A 15,812-nucleotide genomic window follows, 5' to 3' on the forward strand; every position below is an offset into this window, starting at 1 on the left:
CGTTTTTGAATTGAAGAAGCAGATTCCCTGCGGGAATGACAAACGAATGAGCAGCAGCAGCGGAAACAGATTCCGTTGGGTATGACAAAGATTTGGAGGAGAACAGACTATGTCCTGTGAGAAGCCAAAGCCTACTACACGACGCGAAGCGCTGCGGAAGATCGGCGGCGGATTCGCGATGATGAGTTTCGCCGGAATGATTGGCGAATCGCTCGCGCAAGCCGAATCGATGAATAAGGAGAAGCCAGGTTCTGCGGACGCGACGACGGCGGCGACGAATCCGTGGATGCTGAAGGACCCGCACTTCAAGCCGAAGGCAAAACATGTCATCTTCCTGTTTATGAACGGCGGTCTGTCGCACATCGACAGCTTCGATCACAAGCCGATGCTGGCGAAGTACGATGGGCAGGCGATGCCGGGTGGCGATCTGGGGCACGAGCGCAAGACCGGCACGCTGATGAAGTCGCCGTTCGAGTTCAAGACGTATGGCAAGAGCGGGCTCGAGGTGTCGGAGCTGTTTCCGAATGTTGGCGAGTGCGCGGATGACATCTGCGTGGTGAAGTCGGTGTACACGGAGATACCGAACCACGAGCCGGCGCTGATCATGATGAACACGGGCGCGAACATCATCGGTCGGCCTTCGATGGGATCGTGGCTGACGTATGGACTGGGTACGACGAACAAAAACCTGCCGGGCTTTGTGGTGCTGTGTCCGCGGGTGCCGACGACGGTGGGACCGCCGCTATGGAGCGCGGGCTTCCTGCCTGCGGTGAACCAGGCGACGTATGTTTCTTCGGATACGAGCAACAAGGATTTCGATCCGTACAAGCTGATTCCTGACATCCACAATTCGAAGTACGACATTGAGCAGCAGCGCAAGGAGATGGATCTTGTGAAGAAGCTCGACGCGCTGAATGTGGAAGAGACGTATGGTGCGGACAAGGCTGACGCCGATCCTCAACTGGAGGCGACGATCGGCTCGATGGAGACGGCGTTCCGTATGCAGACGGAGGCTCCGGATGTATTCGACGTGCGCAAGGAGACGGCCGCGACGATCAAGATGTACGGTGAGGGCTCGACGGCTCGTGGCTGCCTGACGGCGGCACGCCTGATTGAAAAGGGCGTTCGCATGGTGCAGGTGTATTACTCCTCGGGCGATCCGTGGGACGCTCACCAGGACATCCAGGCGCACCGCAAGAACGCGAAGGACTCGGATCAGCCGTACGCCGCGCTGATCAAGGATCTGAAGGGCCGCGGACTGCTGGACGAGACGATCATTGTTTGTGGCTCGGAGTTTGGGCGTACGCCGGTGGTGGAGCTGGGCGGTGCGGGAACGCACGCTGGCCGAGATCATAATCCACATGGCTTTACGATGTGGCTTGCGGGTGGCGGCATCAAGGGCGGCATGACGTACGGAGCGACGGATGACTTCGGATGGAAGGTCGTCGACAAACCGGTGCATGTGCATGACATTCACGCGACGATCCTGTACCTGATGGGCATCGACCACACGAAGCTGACGTTCCGCTCGAGCGGTCGCGACTTCCGTCTGACGGACGTTGCCGGGAATGTTGTCCACGACATCATCGCGTAAGCGGTGATGTAGGTTCTTGATGGGGAGTCGACGATAGAAGTATGAGATGTTTTGGAAGTATGCGCTCAAGGTTCGCCCGGTTGTCTGATCATTTCCCTCCGGGGCTAAAGCCCTCTGCTTCCGTGGCAAGTTCGATGTACGGGCTGAAGCCCGTACCCTTCAATGCTATGGGCGGGAGATTCTCTGCGGGTACGGTTGTATTGCTTTCAACGCTGGCCCTTGCAGGCTGCCGCGCTACACCGCCTTCGCCTACGGAGACCAAAGTAGCGTACTGGGCGAAGCATCACGTTACGGTGGGGGGGAAGAAGGACGTGAACCCCATCAAGGCGACGGAAGAGAACATCGAAGAGGGTAAGGGACTATTCGCGTCGGAGTGCATGGTGTGTCACGGCTTGGATGGGCAGAATACGGGTGTGCCGTTTGCAGCGACGATGTCGCCGCAGGTGCCGTCGCTGGCTTCGCCCGAGGTGCAGGCGTATACCGATGGGCAGTTGAATTCGATTATCAAGAACGGGATCTATCCGTCGGGGATGCCGGGGTTCAGTGGAGACTTTGGGGATCGGGATATGTGGGAGATGGTGCTGTACCTACGGCATCTGCCGAAGGCGGGAAGCCTGGGAGTTCCGAAGGTTTATAGCGGACAGTAGATTTGATCTTCAAGAACGAAAGAGCCAGGGCGGTTGCCCTGGCTCTTTTGATGTGTGAACAGGCTCGCCGCTTCGCCTCTCGCTACTGCAGAAGCAGGTCCTTCGCTGCGCTCAGAATGACAATGTCTGAGAGTGTGTGCTCTGGCAGACAGTCTGCGAAGCAAGCTACTGAGCGGGCGCAGCGGGCATGACGGCTCCGGCTTTGATCCATGCGGTCATGGTGGCGATGTCGGCGTCGGAGAGCTTGTCACCTTTGGGGGGCATGGGCATGGGATCGCTGACGGGGCCTTCGTGGCGGATGAGGGTCACGAGGAGGGACTTGGAGGGGTCGCCGGGGACGATGGCCGGGCCGGTGTGGCCGCCTTTGAGCAGCGATTCTCTGGTGTCGATGTTGAGGCCGCCGCGATGGTTCATGCCGCCGTGGCAGCGGGCGCAGTTTGCGTCGAAGATGGGCTTGACCTTAGTGGTGTAGAACTCTGGCTTGGAAGCGTCTTCGTGCGCGGAGGCCGTGGAGGTGTTCGAAGCGAGGTTCCAGGAAACGGCGCCGAGCAGGGCGACGGCTGCTGCGAGGATGAAGCCTGATGTGCGGTGGTACATGGTGCCTCCGGTGCGAGTTGTGCTGCTGAGATAAAAGACCCTGATGCAGAGATTAAGGTGTGGTGTGATCCCACATCTTTTCCTTCTGTTCTTTCATATGCTGAGCGGATTTTGCGCGTTCGTTCGGGACAGCGAAGGCTTGTCCCTGCGGCCAGACGGAGAAGTCGCGCAGGGCGAGGCGTTTGGGCGTACCGTGCATGGAGAGCAGGGTGTCTTCGAGTTCGAGGAGAGAGCCGCGCGAGAGGGCGAGTTCGTGCTCGTTTGGCTGATAGATGGTGCCGACGGGGTAATCGAGGAATGGGGTGCTGGTCTGCTCGATGTGGTTGCCGAGGATGTGAGCGATAGGCTTGCCTTCCGTGAACTTGATGAGGCGTTCGGTGCTGGCCTGGAAGGCGGGGAAGTCCTGCACGTAGAGGCGACCAGGGTAGAGGCTATCGCCGGAGAGCAGGATGCCGGTGTTGCGGTCGTAGAAGGCGATGCTGACGTTGTTGTGGCCGGGGATGGGCACGATGTCGAGGACGCGGCCGCCGAGGTCGATGTGGCCGGTGCCGGAAGGCCACGCGTCGATGGAGAAGAACTTCCGCGTGGCTTCGATTTCGGGCGCTACGAAGGTGATGGGGAGGGCGGGATCGTTGAGAGTCTGCAGAGCCTTGTCGCCGAAGATGTGGTCGCCGTGCGCGTGGGTGTGCGTGACGATGAGCGGGACGCTGGTTCGGTTGTTGCGCGTGAGCCAGTTCTTGACGGTGGTCTGGATGGCGGGGGCGAGGTTGCCGTTGCGCGAGCCGGTGTCGACGAGCATGGCTCTGTCTTTGCCGAAGAAGAGGAAGACGAAGGGTTTCTCGTAGTCAGTGCAGGGCGACTGGCGGAGGATGAAGAAGTTGGGGTTGTACTCGTGGACCTGCCACTCGGGGATCTCCATGCACTTGGGACCTTCCGAGAGCCAGTGCTCGGGGAGTGAGCCACGTTCGAGGGTGCCGCCGTCGGGCTGCGGAAACTGGGCGCGCAGACAGCAGGAGGCGAGGCTGAGAGCGAGCACGAGGCTGGCTGCGGAACGCGAAGGTTTCAACGTATACCTCTGGCAAGAGTGGAGTCTGTGGGTGGCTACTCCTTGATTATCAGAAGAGGGTGTACGGAGAATCAAGAAGAGAGCGGAAGCGTTATGGTCGCGATAGGAGAGAGTGCAACTCTCTTTGTTGGCGTCGGCTATGTGGGTAGATGAACGATCGTAACGCGCTGCTTTCGCTGACTCAATAGGGAAAGGCTATTCGCTGCATAAGCTATACTGAGCTTCCGCAGTGGCCCTTGTCTTTATCGTCTACCCTGTAACCCGATGGACGCAGGCTTGAACGCAGTAGCAGTCTCTCCAAGGACAGAAGATGGATTTTGAGTGGTTGAGTACGTTTCTCGAGGTGGCGCGGCAGAAGAGCTTTTCGCGTGCGGCAGAACGCCTGCATGTGACGCAGCCTTCGATCTCGGCGCAGATTCGATCTCTTGAGACGTATGTGGGCCATCGGCTGCTGGACCGTGGCGGCGGCAAGGTGACGCTTACGGCGGCGGGGCGGGTTTTCCAGCCGTTCGCAGAGCAGTCACTGATTCAGTTGAAACATATCCGGCTGACGCTTGAGGACATGGAGCGGATGCCGCGCGGCACGCTGACGATCAGTGCGAATGATTCGACGGCGCTGTATGTGCTGCCGCTGCTAATTACGAAGTTCAAGAAGCAGTATCCGCGGGTGTCGTTGAACATTGTGCGCGCGGAGCGGTCGAAGACGATGTCGCTGGTGCTGGACCGCGAGGTGGAGTTTGGGATTGTGTCGCTGCCGGTGCGCGATCCTCGGCTGCATGTCGAGGTGATCCACGAGGACAAACTGGTGCTGGTGGTGCCAGCGAAGCATCCGCTGACGACGCTGAAGACGGTGACACTGTCGGATGCAGCGAAGCATGGGTTCCTGGTGCCGAAGGAAGGGCGACGGCGCGAACTGATCGACCACTTGTTTATCCAAAACAAGACGGCGCGGCGCGTGACGATGGAGCTGGATTCGAGCGAGCTGTTGAAGAGGTTGATCGTAGCGGGGCTGGGCATCAGCTTTATGCCGCGAATCAATTTTCTGGAAGAGATCAAGCAGGGGCTGGTGCAGGCGATCGAGGTTGAGGGTGTGAATATTCCTCGCGATCTTGGGATTATTTCGCTGCATAATCTTCCGCTGTCGCGTGCGGCGAATGCGTTCTTTACCTTTGCGACGGGGACGGAGCGGTCGACGCCGAACGCGGAGCCTACGGATGTGACGGAAGATTTGTAGAAACAGACGATCGATAAAGGCCCGCCAAGATTTTGTGGCGGGCCTTTTTGTTTGTGACTAAGTCGAGGGAGGATGGGAGGGCGTTTCCGGCCCTTACGAAACGTAAGTGTCTACTGGACCTTCCAGCGGGTCGAGAGCATGGCGAGCTTGTCGTTCATGCTGAGGGCCGGTTTTGGTGCGGGCTTGCTCTGCTGCTGTGGGCGCTTGCCGTTGTTGTTGGAGCGAGCGTCGCGGGCAGGCGCGGGTGTTGAGGGTCGGCCTGCGGCGGGCATGAGGGCTTTCATCGAGAGAGCGATGCGCTTGCTGATGGAGTCTGCGGTGAGGACCTTGACCTTGACGATCTGGCCGACTTTGACGGCTTCGTTGGGGTCTTTGAGGTAACGGTTGGAGAGCTCGGAGATGTGGACGAGGCCGTCCTGATGGACGCCGATATCCACGAAGGCTCCAAACTTGGTGACGTTGGTGACGACGCCCTCGAGGACCATGTCGGGCTGCACATCGGCGAACTCGCGCACGCCTTCGTGGAAGGTGGGAGCGACGAACTTGTCGCGGGGATCACGTCCAGGCTTGCGGAGTTCTTCGAGGATGTCGTTGAAGGTGAAGGTGCCGGTTGTGAACTTCGAGCGATCGACGCTGTCGAGAAGTTGCGGTTCGGCGATGATCTTTTCGATGGGAGCGCCAAGGCTGGTGGCGATCTGCTCGACGAGTTCGTAGCTTTCGGGGTGGACGGCGGTGGCATCGAGTGGCTGCGAGCCGCCGCGAATGCGCAGGAAGCCTGCGGCCTGCTCGAAGGTCTTGGCTCCAACGCCAGTGACCTTTTTGAGTTGCGCGCGCGAGGTGAAGCGGCCGTTGTCGTTGCGGAACTGGACGATATTGAGCGCCATGCGTTCGGTGATGCCGGCGACGTAGCGGAGCAGCGTCCACGAAGAGGTGTTGAGATCGACGCCGACCTTGTTGACGCAACTTTCGATGGTGGCTTCGAGCGATTGCTGAAGCTGGCGCTGATCGACGTCGTGCTGATATTGACCGACGCCGATGGATTTGGGGTCGACCTTGACGAGCTCGGAGAGCGGGTCCTGCAGGCGGCGGGCGATGGAGATGGCGCCGCGCACGGTGAGGTCGAGGTCGGGGAACTCCTGCCGCGCGACGTCGGAGGCGGAGTAGATGCTGGCGCCGGATTCGGAGACCATGACTTTGAAGATGTCGGTGAGGTGATGCTCGGCGAGGAAGTCGCGGACGATGGCGTCGGTCTCGCGCGAGGCGGTGCCGTTGCCGATGGCGATGGCACGGACGTTGTGCTGCTTTACGAGTTGCGCGAGGGTCTGATTGGCCTTGGCGGTCTGGCCGGTGTGCGGATAGATGACATCGTGGGCGAGGAACTTGCCGGTCTCATCGACGACGGCGATTTTGCAGCCGGTGCGCAGGCCGGGGTCGATGCCGAGAACGGAGATGGGACCAGCGGGCGGGGCGAGCAGAAGGTTGTTGAGGTTGTCGCGGAAGACCTGAATGGCGTCGAGGTCAGAACGCTGCTTGAGCTCGAAGCGGATCTCGCTCTGGATGCTGGAGGAGAGCAGTCGCGACCAGGAGTCGTCGATGGCGAGCTCGAGCTGCGGTGTCCAATCGCCTTCGGGGCCGAGGATGTGTTTGCGCAGAATGCCGGTGGCGCGCAGGGCGTCGAGTTCGATGAGGAAGTAGAGGACGGACTCGGCTTCGCCGCGACGGATGGCGAGCATGCGGTGCGAGGGGATCGTCTTCACGGGCTCGCTGTAGTCGTAGTACATCTTGAACTTTTCCTGAGGGTCCTGCGCGTCCATGATCTTGCGGCTGACGATGGTGCCTTCGTCGTGCATGAGGGTGCGCAAGGCTTTGCGGACTTCGGCGAGTTCGGAGATGCGTTCGGCGAGGATGTGGCGCGCGCCTTCGAGGGCGTCGTTGATGCTGGCGACCTGCAACTCTTCGTTGAGGAAGGTGGCGGCGAAGTCGAGAAGAGATTGCGAGGCGGGCTGCTGCGACCAGAGGTAGTCGGCGAGGGGTTCGAGGCCGCGCTCGCGGGCGATGGTGGCCTTGGTGCGACGCTTGGGGCGGTAGGGGAGGTATAGGTCTTCGAGCGTGCTCTTGTCGAAGGTGGCTTCGATCTTGGCCTTGAGCTCGTCGGTGAGCTTGTTCTGCTCGGCGATGGAGGTGAGGATGGTCTCGCGGCGGCTGACGAGCTCGCGGAAGTAGGCGAGCTTCTCTTCGATATCGCGGATCTTGACTTCGTCGAGCGCGCCGGTGGCTTCTTTGCGATAGCGGGCGATGAAGGGGACGGTGCCGCCTTCGTCGAAGAGCGCGATGGTCGCGTTGAGGGAGTTGAGCGAGATGCCTAGCTGCTCGGAGATGTGACGAAGGATTTCAGTGGAAAGGGTTTGGGTCTGGTTCATGTTCACGCTTAATCGTAGCTGCATATGGCTAGGAAAACGGGGCAGGCCGCAGCCCGCCCCGCGGTGTATATTACGTGCGAAATCAGGGGAGCGGCGTGGTGAGCTCGGGCTTCGGTTCGAAGTAGGTCGCGTGGTCTTCACCGGTGACGGAGAGGTGATCGCCGCCGTTGAGATCGAAGACGGTGATGTCGTTTTGGCCTGCATGTAGCCAGACGCCGGGGAGATAGAGAGCGCCTGCGGGACCGATGTTCCAGAAGCGACCAAGGAGATGGCCGTTGACCCAGAGGACACCTTTGCCGAGTTGCTGCGTGTTGAGGTAGGTGTCGCCGGGGGTGGTGACGTTGAAGTGCGCGGTGTAGAAGCAGGGGCCTGTGCAGGGCTTCGAGCTGAATTGGCTGGAGGGTGATGGAGACAGGGGCAGCGGAAAGATCTGCCAGTTGTTGAGCACGGTTTTCTGGAAGGTGACATCGCCGAGAATGCCAGCACGTTCGGTGCGGATGATGGGGTTGAAGTTGATGCGACCGGAGTTTTCAACGAGGATGTCGAGCTGGTGTTTGCCGGTGGTGTCGATGGCGAGAGTCTTCTGGCCGAGGCGGCGGTCGACGACGCCGGCGAGTACGCCGTCGAGGTAGATGCGCGCGTAGCTGTGGAGGTCGGTGAAGGCGAGTTCGCCCTTGCCGGTGGAACTGAGCTTGGTGCGATAGAGGATGTAGCCATAAGGCTGATCGACGTCCTCCATGGTGAGAGGTTTGATGGAATCGATGGCTGCGGGGAGTGTGTTCCAGAGGGATTGCGATGTGCGGAGTTGGATGGTGGGGAGCGTGATCAGAGGTGGTGAGTCGGGCACGGGGACCGGGGTCTGGTGCGTGATCTCTGCTATGAGTGTGCGGAGGCGGAAGTACTTGGGGCGAGGACGGCCGGACTCGTCGAGCGGGGCGTCGTAGTCGTAGCTGGTGACGTCGGGCTGGTAGCCATCGTGATCGCTGTTGGCACCGTTCATCCAGCCGAAGCTGGTGCCGCCGTGGATCATGTAGAGGCTGATGGAATAGCCCTGCTGGAGCATGGAACGGATCTCGGCTTCCTGCTTGGCGGCGTCGGTGACCTGATGCTTTTCGCCCCAGTGATCGAACCAGCCGTCCCAGTACTCGGCGACGTAGATGGGCGTGTTGGGGCGGAAGGTTTTGTAGAGCTTGATGGAGCGCTCGGCATCGCCGGTGCCGAAGTCGATGCCTGCGAGAAGGCCGGGCAGCGTGCCCTGCTTGAGGACGTCAGCACCATCGCCGGTGTAGAGCAGCGAGGTGGTGAAGCCGGCCTTGAGGATGAGGTCGTGCATCCACTGCATGTAGGTGTGGTCGTCGCCGAAGGAGCCATACTCGTTTTCGACCTGCACGGCAAGGATGGGGCCTCCATTGCTGGCCTGGAGTGGTGCGAGTTCCTGGCCGAGGCGCAGCATCCAGCTCGTAGCTGCGGCTTTGAATTGCGGCTGAAGGCTGCGTAGCTGCATCGTGTGATCTTTGAGGAGCCAGGAGGGATAGCCACCGAGGTCCCACTCCGCGCAGACGTAGGGGCCGGGGCGAAGGATGACGTAGAGTCCTTCCTGCTGGGCTTCGCGGAGGAACTCAGCGACGTCGTTCTGGCCGGAGAAGTCGTAGACACCGGGGCGAGGTTCGTGGACGTTCCAGAAGACATAGACGGTGATGGCGTTGAGGCCGAGGGCATGGGCTTTGCGCAGGCGATCGCGCCAGTAGGGGCGAGGGATGCGAGTGTATTCGAGCTCGCCGGAGATGAGCTGGAAGGGCTTGCCGCGCAGGGTGAAGTGATCGCCAGCGGTGGCAAGGGGAGTGGGTGCGGGGGGCGTCTGCGCGAAGATCGACTGCGCGGCCAAGGTAAAGGACATGGCGATGAGAAGGGCGAGACGTCGGCAGAGCGCGGCTAGGGCGTTGAAACGAATGGGCATTCTGGGGGCATCTCCGGGAGTGAAGCGGCTTACGGCAGCTTCGGTCTGGATGTTCACAGGTCAAATAAACATTCCACTGGAGAAAATTCAATTGACTTTAACGTTGAGCATAACGTAAACGTTCATATAGAGCTGAAATCGACAAAATATCTGGCGACCACGATGTAAGCGGATACATAGCCTTTCAGCGAACTAAACGGGAGTCGTCCAATGCACCCCATTAAAAGAATTCTTCTTGGTTTACTTCTCGTTCCGGTTTGTATGTTCGGAACGTCGGCCGCTTACGCACAAATGGATCAAGGAGCAGTGACAGGCATCGTTCACGACACGCAGAAGGCGGTCGTGGCGGGTGCAACGGTCACGCTTATTGACACGGATACGAACCTCACGCTGACGCGCACGACGGATAAGTCGGGCGCCTATAACTTTTCGCCGGTGAAGATCGGCAATTACCAACTGACGATCAATGCTCCGGGCTTTGCGCCGCAGATTCAGGACCACATCCACGTCGATGTGAGCCAGACGGTCGGCCTGAACCTGACGCTGAAGGCTGGCGGAGCTTCGGACTCGGTGACGGTGGATGCGTCTGCAGAGCTGCAGACCGAGGAGGCTTCGACGGGCCAGGTGTTTACCAAGGCTGAGCTCGAGAACCTCCCGATTCTGGATCGCAACTATTTGTTTCTCGCGCAGCTGACGACGGGTGTGGCCGCGCCGAACCAGGGCAACACGCAGACCTCGGGGAAGGGTGGATTTTCGTCGAACGGCAGCCGTGTATCGCAGAACAACTTCATTCTCGATGGTGTCGATAACAACTCCAACATGCAGGACTTTCTGAACGGTGCTACGTACGCTGTTGCGCCTCCGCCAGAGGCACTGGAGGAGTTCAAGGTTCAGACCAGCGATTACAGCGCAGAGCTTGGTCGATCGACCGGCGCTGCTGTCAACGCTTCGATCAAGTCGGGAACGAACAACATCCACGGATCTTTGTGGGAGTTCTATCGTAGCGATCGCCTGAAGGCGCGCGAGTTCAATTTCAGCTCGACGCCCCAGCCGAAGACTTCTTATCACGAGAACATCTTCGGAGCGACGCTGGGCGGTCCGGTCATCAAGGACAAGCTGTTTATCTTTGCCGATGCACAAGGGCAGCGTATCAATATCTACCAGCCCGCACAGACGAACCTGACGGTGCCGACGGCAGCTGTACGTACGGGTGACTTCTCGCAGTATTTGAACCCTGCGCTGACGAACGGCAATGGCGCCATCACGCTTTATAAGGTTGGCGGCAATGTAACTCCGAGCATAGGTACTGCCGAGTTGGCAAAGGATCCGACCCGTTACCTTACGTGTGCGGGAAGCACGCCTGTGTATGCCACGGCGATTGCAGGCCAGAACGTTATTTGCCCGGCGAACGTCAATGCTGTGGCGAAGACGGTGATGAACCTTTTTCCGCTGCCGAACCAGGGTGTGACGGGTCAGGTGGTGCAGAATTACACGGCTCCGGCAACCGCTTCGCAGAACAACACGACACAGTACGACGTGCGCGTGGATTATAACTTCAGCCCGAAGGACCAGATGTACGGGCGCTATAGCTATAGCAATAACCCATCTGCGTACACTCCGCCTCTCGGTGTGCTGGATGGCGGCGGTTACGGCTCGGATGGTCACAACACGAACTACGCGAAGAGCGGTCTGTTCAGCTACACACACTTCTTCTCTCCGAAGCTTTCGAACGTGTTCCGCGTCGGCTATAACTTCCTCTCGGCTTCGTACCTCCCACAGGGAGCTCAGGTCGACGTGGCAGCTCAATACGGACTGGGCGGTATTCCGTTCGGCCCGAACCTCGGCGGCTTTCCCGATCTCGACTTCAATGGCGGTGGATCGAACTTCGGTATCGGTATTCCGGGATACGAGCCTTCGGCTGAGAAGCAGAACGTGGTCGAGTTCATCGACAACGTGGCGTGGCAGAAGGGCAAGCATGATTTCACGTTCGGTGTGAATATCCAGCACATCCGTTTCTATGGACTGCAGTCGGCTAATTCGACCGGCTATCAGGGCTTCAAGGGAACGTACACCAGCGATCCCGGCGATCTCTCCGGTGCCGTCACCGGCGCTGGTCTTGCGGACTTCGCGCTCGATCTGGAGAACTACGCTGGCTTGAACAGCACAACGCCTGTGACGGATCTTCGCTGGTACAACGCCGGCTATATTCAGGATGACTGGAAGCTCCGTTCGAACTTCACGCTCAACCTGGGTATTCGCTGGGAGTACACGCAGCCGTTCGTGGAGTTGCACGATCAGCAGGCGAACTTCGTCGGCAACTTTGCGGGCATGAACCAGGGAAGCGGTACGTTCTACATTCCTCAATCGCAGCAGAACTATCCGATCCCCGCGTTCCTGACGACTGACTTTGCCAAGGACAACATCGCGATCAAGTACACGTCGAACCGTTCGCTGGTGCATCCGGATTATCACGAGTTCGCACCGCGCATTGGCTTTGCGTATCAGCCAAAGGCGTCGATGGTGGTTCGCGGAGGCTTCGGCTTCTTCTACGGCGGGCAGGAGAACATCGGGTTGGGTCTGAACCTTTACAACAACCCTCCGTTCTTCCTGACGAGCTACATCCAGCCGAATCCGAACCAGTGCTATAACACTGCGACGACGGGGGTTGTCTGCCCGACCAATGGACAGACGCTGGAGACGGGATTCGGAGCGGCGGCGACGTCGAATGCCGGCCTGGAGGCGAATGCGCAGCTGCCTTCGCTCTACGGTCAGGACATCAACGCGCGCAGCACCTACACCGAGGCCTACAACCTGAGCGTGCAGCAGACGATCACTCCGACGATTGCATTCACGCTCAGCTACCAGGGCAACATCACTCGTCATATGCGGGTGAGCTACAGCGCGAACCAGTATCCGGGTGTGATTCCGCACGATGCTACGCTGAGCTCGCAGTACTATCAGCCGTTCTATGACTTCGGCAACATCGTGCAGGTCATCAACGAAGGCGATGCCAACTACAACTCACTGCAGGCAAAGCTGGACAAGCGCTTCTCGCATGGTCTGTCGTTCATGACGGGCTACAGCTGGTCGCACAGTCTGGATGATGCAGCGCAGCCGATCCAAGGTACGGACGGTGGCGAGGCTGGAAACCCTGCGTTCCTCGGTCTGAAGTTCCAGTACGGTGCGAGCGCGAATGATGTACGCAATCGCTTCACCTTTGCTCCTCAGTATGAGTTGCCATTTGGCAAGGGCAAGGCGTTCCTGAACCACGGTGGTTTGGTGGATGGTCTGGTAGGTGGTTGGAAGACGTCGGCTATCTTCCAGGTGCAGACTGGCACACCGATCGCGATCCCGGGAGTCTTCCGCGTTGGCAACCCGTTTACGCCCGGTGGCACGGCAAGTGCTGTCACCCAGCCGAACGAGACCTGCTCGGCGGTAACCCGTACGATCACGCACTGGTTCAACCCCTGTGCATTCGCACAGGCCCCAACTGCGTACGCTACGCAGGCGGATTATCAAGCTGCACTGCAGGCAGGCGGCGCAACCGCCAACGCGGTTCTGTTGGCGAACGCTGGAACGCTTCCCTATGGACAACGCGGCCGTCAGACGGTTGAGGGTCCTGGTTTCAATCGCCTGGATATGTCGTTGTTCAAGAGCTTTGCGCTGCCGTTCCACAACTCGTCGTTTGAGCTTCGTGCGGATGGCATCAACCTGATGAACACGCCTTCCTTCGGCGATCCGAGTGGTGGCATCACCGGTGGAAGCGCAGGCCAGATCACGTCCACGCGCTTCAGCTCGGTATTGCCGAACGCACGCGTGATTCAGCTAGCGGGTCACCTCTACTTCTAACTCTTAACCGAAAGGGCTCCTCTGCGGATGATTGCAGAGGAGCCCTTTTTCTTTTTGGTGTGAAGGCTGCTGGCTTAGCCGAAGTTGTGGAGGGCTTCGGACAGGGGCATGGGTGTGGCGGCGGTGGTTGCTGTGGGAGCGTTGGGGCTGAGGATCACGGCGAAGGGGTGATCTTCGATCCAGGCGACGAAGGTGAGTTTGCCCTTCGTGGTGATGCGGTCCATCTCGATCCAGTTGTAGTAGGCGCCCATCTCGGCGTCGCGAAAGGCTCCTTGCGCGTCGAGGGTGGGGGTTGTGGTGGTGACGAGTTCGTTGAGATCGTGGTAGGCCTGGCGGGGAGTGTAGCGCAGCAGAAGAGTTTGTGGCTGTGCGCGGCGAGCGAGTTCGCGGCCTGTCCACTGGACAAAGCTGGTGCTAAAGATTTGTGGGCCGGAGCTCTGGGTGAAGAGCTCGGTGTAGAAGCGCTGGAGTATGGGGTCTGGGGTGATGTCCGCTGCGGCGACGTCCTGCTGTGAGGTGCTGGTGAGGTTTGTGCGCATGGCTTCGGCTCCGCCGCTGCCGCTGGTGATGGTGGACTGCATGCGCTGCAGAACGCGTTCGCGAAGGGGAGAGAGGCCGGGGTAGCTGATTGCTATGGCGTGCAGCAGGCTGTTGGTTAGTTCTGGTAAAGGTGGGCCGCCGTCGATGTACCAGCTTGCATAGGGAGCGTCGGTGGCGCGCTGTTGGAGGGTGCTCCGAATGTCCAGCCAAGCTGTCTCGTGCTTGAGGGCGGTGAGGGTGATGCCGTTTCGAGCCAGCTTGCGGAGCGCTTTGCGCGGATCGATGGTGGCGTCTTTGCCGAGCACGACAAAGACGGTTCGATGGGTCGTGGTTTCGCGCGGTGGGACGGCGGCGAAGAGAGAGGTCGCTGCAGCGCGGAACAGATTGAGTTGTCCGCTCGACCAGAGATGTGCGGTCAGTTCGGTGATGAAAGCGGCGGGGTCATTGACCCAGTCCATGGATTGAAGAGCAGGGGTGAGCGCGAGCGTGGACAGTGGCGCGGTGAGCTGCTTGTATTTCTCTGCGGGAAGAGCCTGGAGGGCGGTGCATTGCCAGCGCAGCGCCTCCTGTTCGGCGGGGAAGCTGGTGTGCAGGTTCTGGATCTGTTGGAGGAATGAGGGGCAGACGGCGAGCGGGAGTCGTTGGAGTAGAACGAGGTGCTCAATGGCGAAGGCGCGGGCGGGCGCGGAGTAGCTGACGAAGGAAGCGGGTGTGAGTTGCGCCGGGGTCATAGGAGCTCCCGGATGGGCTTGCCGCTGGAGTTAGTGGAGAAGCCTAAGACGCTGCCGATGGTGGGAACGAGGTCGATCGATTGGATGGGGCGATCGACGATGGTGTTCTGGCGCAGGTGAGGACCGAGAGCAAGCATCCAGGTGGTGCGGGCCATGGCTCCGCCGGTGCGATGGTGCTGGAAGCCGTTGCCGCCAGGGTCGGTGTCGCCGTCGCGGCCGAAGTCGGGGAGGATGTAGAGCGTGGTGCGGTCTTTGTATTCGGGATCCGTCTGCACCATGCTCCAGAGCTCGGCGCAGAGGCGGTCGGCGCGCTGGATAGCGTCGATATAGAGCGAGTAAGCGCCGGAGTGCGCGATGTCCATGTCATGCAGCGTGAGCATCATGAGCGAAGGCGCGTGCTGTTTCATGAGCTGCTTCGTGATGAAGATGGAGAGCTCGTCGGCGCTGTCGAGGCTGCGAGCGTGCTGCAAGAATTCGTCGACGGAGAGTTTGAGTGTGGAGGAGAGTGTGTCGAGGTGCAGCTCGTGATCGATGCTGGTCTGGAGCGGCTGGTAGAGCGGCATCTCGTAGCTGTCCTGCAGCAGGTATGAGAGTCGATCGGCGTCGAGTGATTTGCTGTTGTGCAAGGCGGCGGCGAGCAGGCGCTTGGGCAGGATGACACCGGCTCCGTAGTCTGGACCAAAGCTGGAGTGGCTGCTGCTGCCGATCCGCTGGAAGCCATTGCTGGGAGCGATGACCCAGGCGTCGGAGGCGGGGCGGCGCAGGCCCTTGCGGTAGTACTCGAAGAGTGTGGGATTAGGTGGAGGCTGGGCGATGAAGTTATCGAAGCGCTCGTAGCTGCCGGTGACGATGCTGGCGGTGGCGACGTAGTGGCCGAGGATGCCGGCGTTGACGACGTGGCTGAAGAAGGTGCCTTGCGGCAGAAGGGTGTGGAGCAGGTTGGGGATGTTTTCCTGTCCATCTTTGGCGAAGGTTTCCTCGTCGCGCGCGCCGCCGCCGAAGGTGACGACGATGGTCTTCTGTGTGGGACGAAGGACGGAGGCTGTCTGTGAGGCGAGAGCTGCGCTGCTGATGGAGGCTGCGGAGAGAGTCCCAATGGCTCCGCGCAGAAAGTCGCGGCGTGTGGCCGAGATCGTCTGCGCGGAGGATGGGTACAGCAGGTTGCGTCTCATCTATG

10 protein-coding genes are annotated in these 15,812 nt (G+C 60.0%); 4 read left to right on the forward strand and 6 right to left on the reverse strand.

Annotation, left to right across the window (positions count from 1 at the left end; all coding sequences use genetic code 11):
• Positions 1 to 109: 109 nt before the first annotated feature.
• Positions 110 to 1,594, forward strand: a complete 1,485-nt coding sequence (locus OHL14_RS04065; RefSeq protein ID WP_263378040.1) for a DUF1501 domain-containing protein — start codon at positions 110 to 112, stop codon at positions 1,592 to 1,594.
• Positions 1,595 to 1,716: 122 nt separating this feature from the next.
• The gene (locus tag OHL14_RS04070; protein WP_263378041.1) at positions 1,717 to 2,241 is read left to right on the forward strand and encodes a c-type cytochrome; all 525 of its coding nucleotides are present in this window, start codon (positions 1,717 to 1,719) and stop codon (positions 2,239 to 2,241) included.
• A 165-nt stretch (positions 2,242 to 2,406) separates the two neighbouring features.
• On the opposite strand, the gene OHL14_RS04075 is transcribed toward OHL14_RS04070, so the two are convergent.
• A complete protein-coding gene (locus tag OHL14_RS04075) occupies positions 2,407 to 2,838 on the reverse strand; it encodes a c-type cytochrome domain-containing protein (protein ID WP_263378042.1) in 432 nt (143 codons plus the stop codon).
• 52 nt (positions 2,839 to 2,890) lie between these two features.
• Positions 2,891 to 3,904, reverse strand: a complete 1,014-nt coding sequence (locus tag OHL14_RS04080) for an MBL fold metallo-hydrolase (RefSeq protein ID WP_263378043.1) — start codon at positions 3,902 to 3,904, stop codon at positions 2,891 to 2,893.
• A 310-nt stretch (positions 3,905 to 4,214) separates the two neighbouring features.
• On the opposite strand from OHL14_RS04080, the gene OHL14_RS04085 reads away from it, so the two are divergent.
• Complete coding sequence (locus OHL14_RS04085; RefSeq protein WP_263378044.1) at positions 4,215 to 5,138, forward strand: LysR family transcriptional regulator; 924 nt, start codon at positions 4,215 to 4,217, stop codon at positions 5,136 to 5,138.
• A 110-nt stretch (positions 5,139 to 5,248) separates the two neighbouring features.
• Here OHL14_RS04085 and OHL14_RS04090 read toward each other — a convergent pair whose 3' ends face one another.
• Together OHL14_RS04090 and OHL14_RS04095 are read right to left on the reverse strand one after the other, a co-directional pair.
• Positions 5,249 to 7,558 carry a Tex family protein gene (locus OHL14_RS04090; RefSeq protein WP_263378045.1) on the reverse strand — a complete coding sequence of 770 codons (2,310 nt, stop codon included), beginning with the start codon at positions 7,556 to 7,558 and terminating at the stop codon, positions 5,249 to 5,251.
• An 82-nt stretch (positions 7,559 to 7,640) separates the two neighbouring features.
• On the reverse strand, positions 7,641 to 9,515 hold the full coding sequence (locus tag OHL14_RS04095) for a glycoside hydrolase family 35 protein (protein WP_263378046.1): 1,875 nt from the start codon (positions 9,513 to 9,515) through the stop codon (positions 7,641 to 7,643).
• A gap of 306 nt (positions 9,516 to 9,821) precedes the next feature.
• Between OHL14_RS04095 and OHL14_RS04100 the strand changes: the two genes are divergently transcribed.
• A complete protein-coding gene (locus tag OHL14_RS04100) occupies positions 9,822 to 13,364 on the forward strand; it encodes a carboxypeptidase-like regulatory domain-containing protein (protein ID WP_263378047.1) in 3,543 nt (1,180 codons plus the stop codon).
• A 74-nt stretch (positions 13,365 to 13,438) separates the two neighbouring features.
• On the opposite strand, the gene OHL14_RS04105 is transcribed toward OHL14_RS04100, so the two are convergent.
• Positions 13,439 to 14,635: a hypothetical protein gene (locus tag OHL14_RS04105; RefSeq protein ID WP_263378048.1), complete on the reverse strand. Its 1,197-nt coding sequence runs from the start codon at positions 14,633 to 14,635 to the stop codon at positions 13,439 to 13,441.
• Complete coding sequence (locus tag OHL14_RS04110; protein WP_263378049.1) at positions 14,632 to 15,807, reverse strand: hypothetical protein; 1,176 nt, start codon at positions 15,805 to 15,807, stop codon at positions 14,632 to 14,634. Before OHL14_RS04110 ends, OHL14_RS04105 begins: the two co-directional genes overlap by 4 nt.
• Between the last annotated feature and the right edge of the window lie 5 nt (positions 15,808 to 15,812).

Source organism: Granulicella paludicola (assembly GCF_025685545.1).
GTDB lineage: Bacteria > Acidobacteriota > Terriglobia > Terriglobales > Acidobacteriaceae > Granulicella > Granulicella paludicola.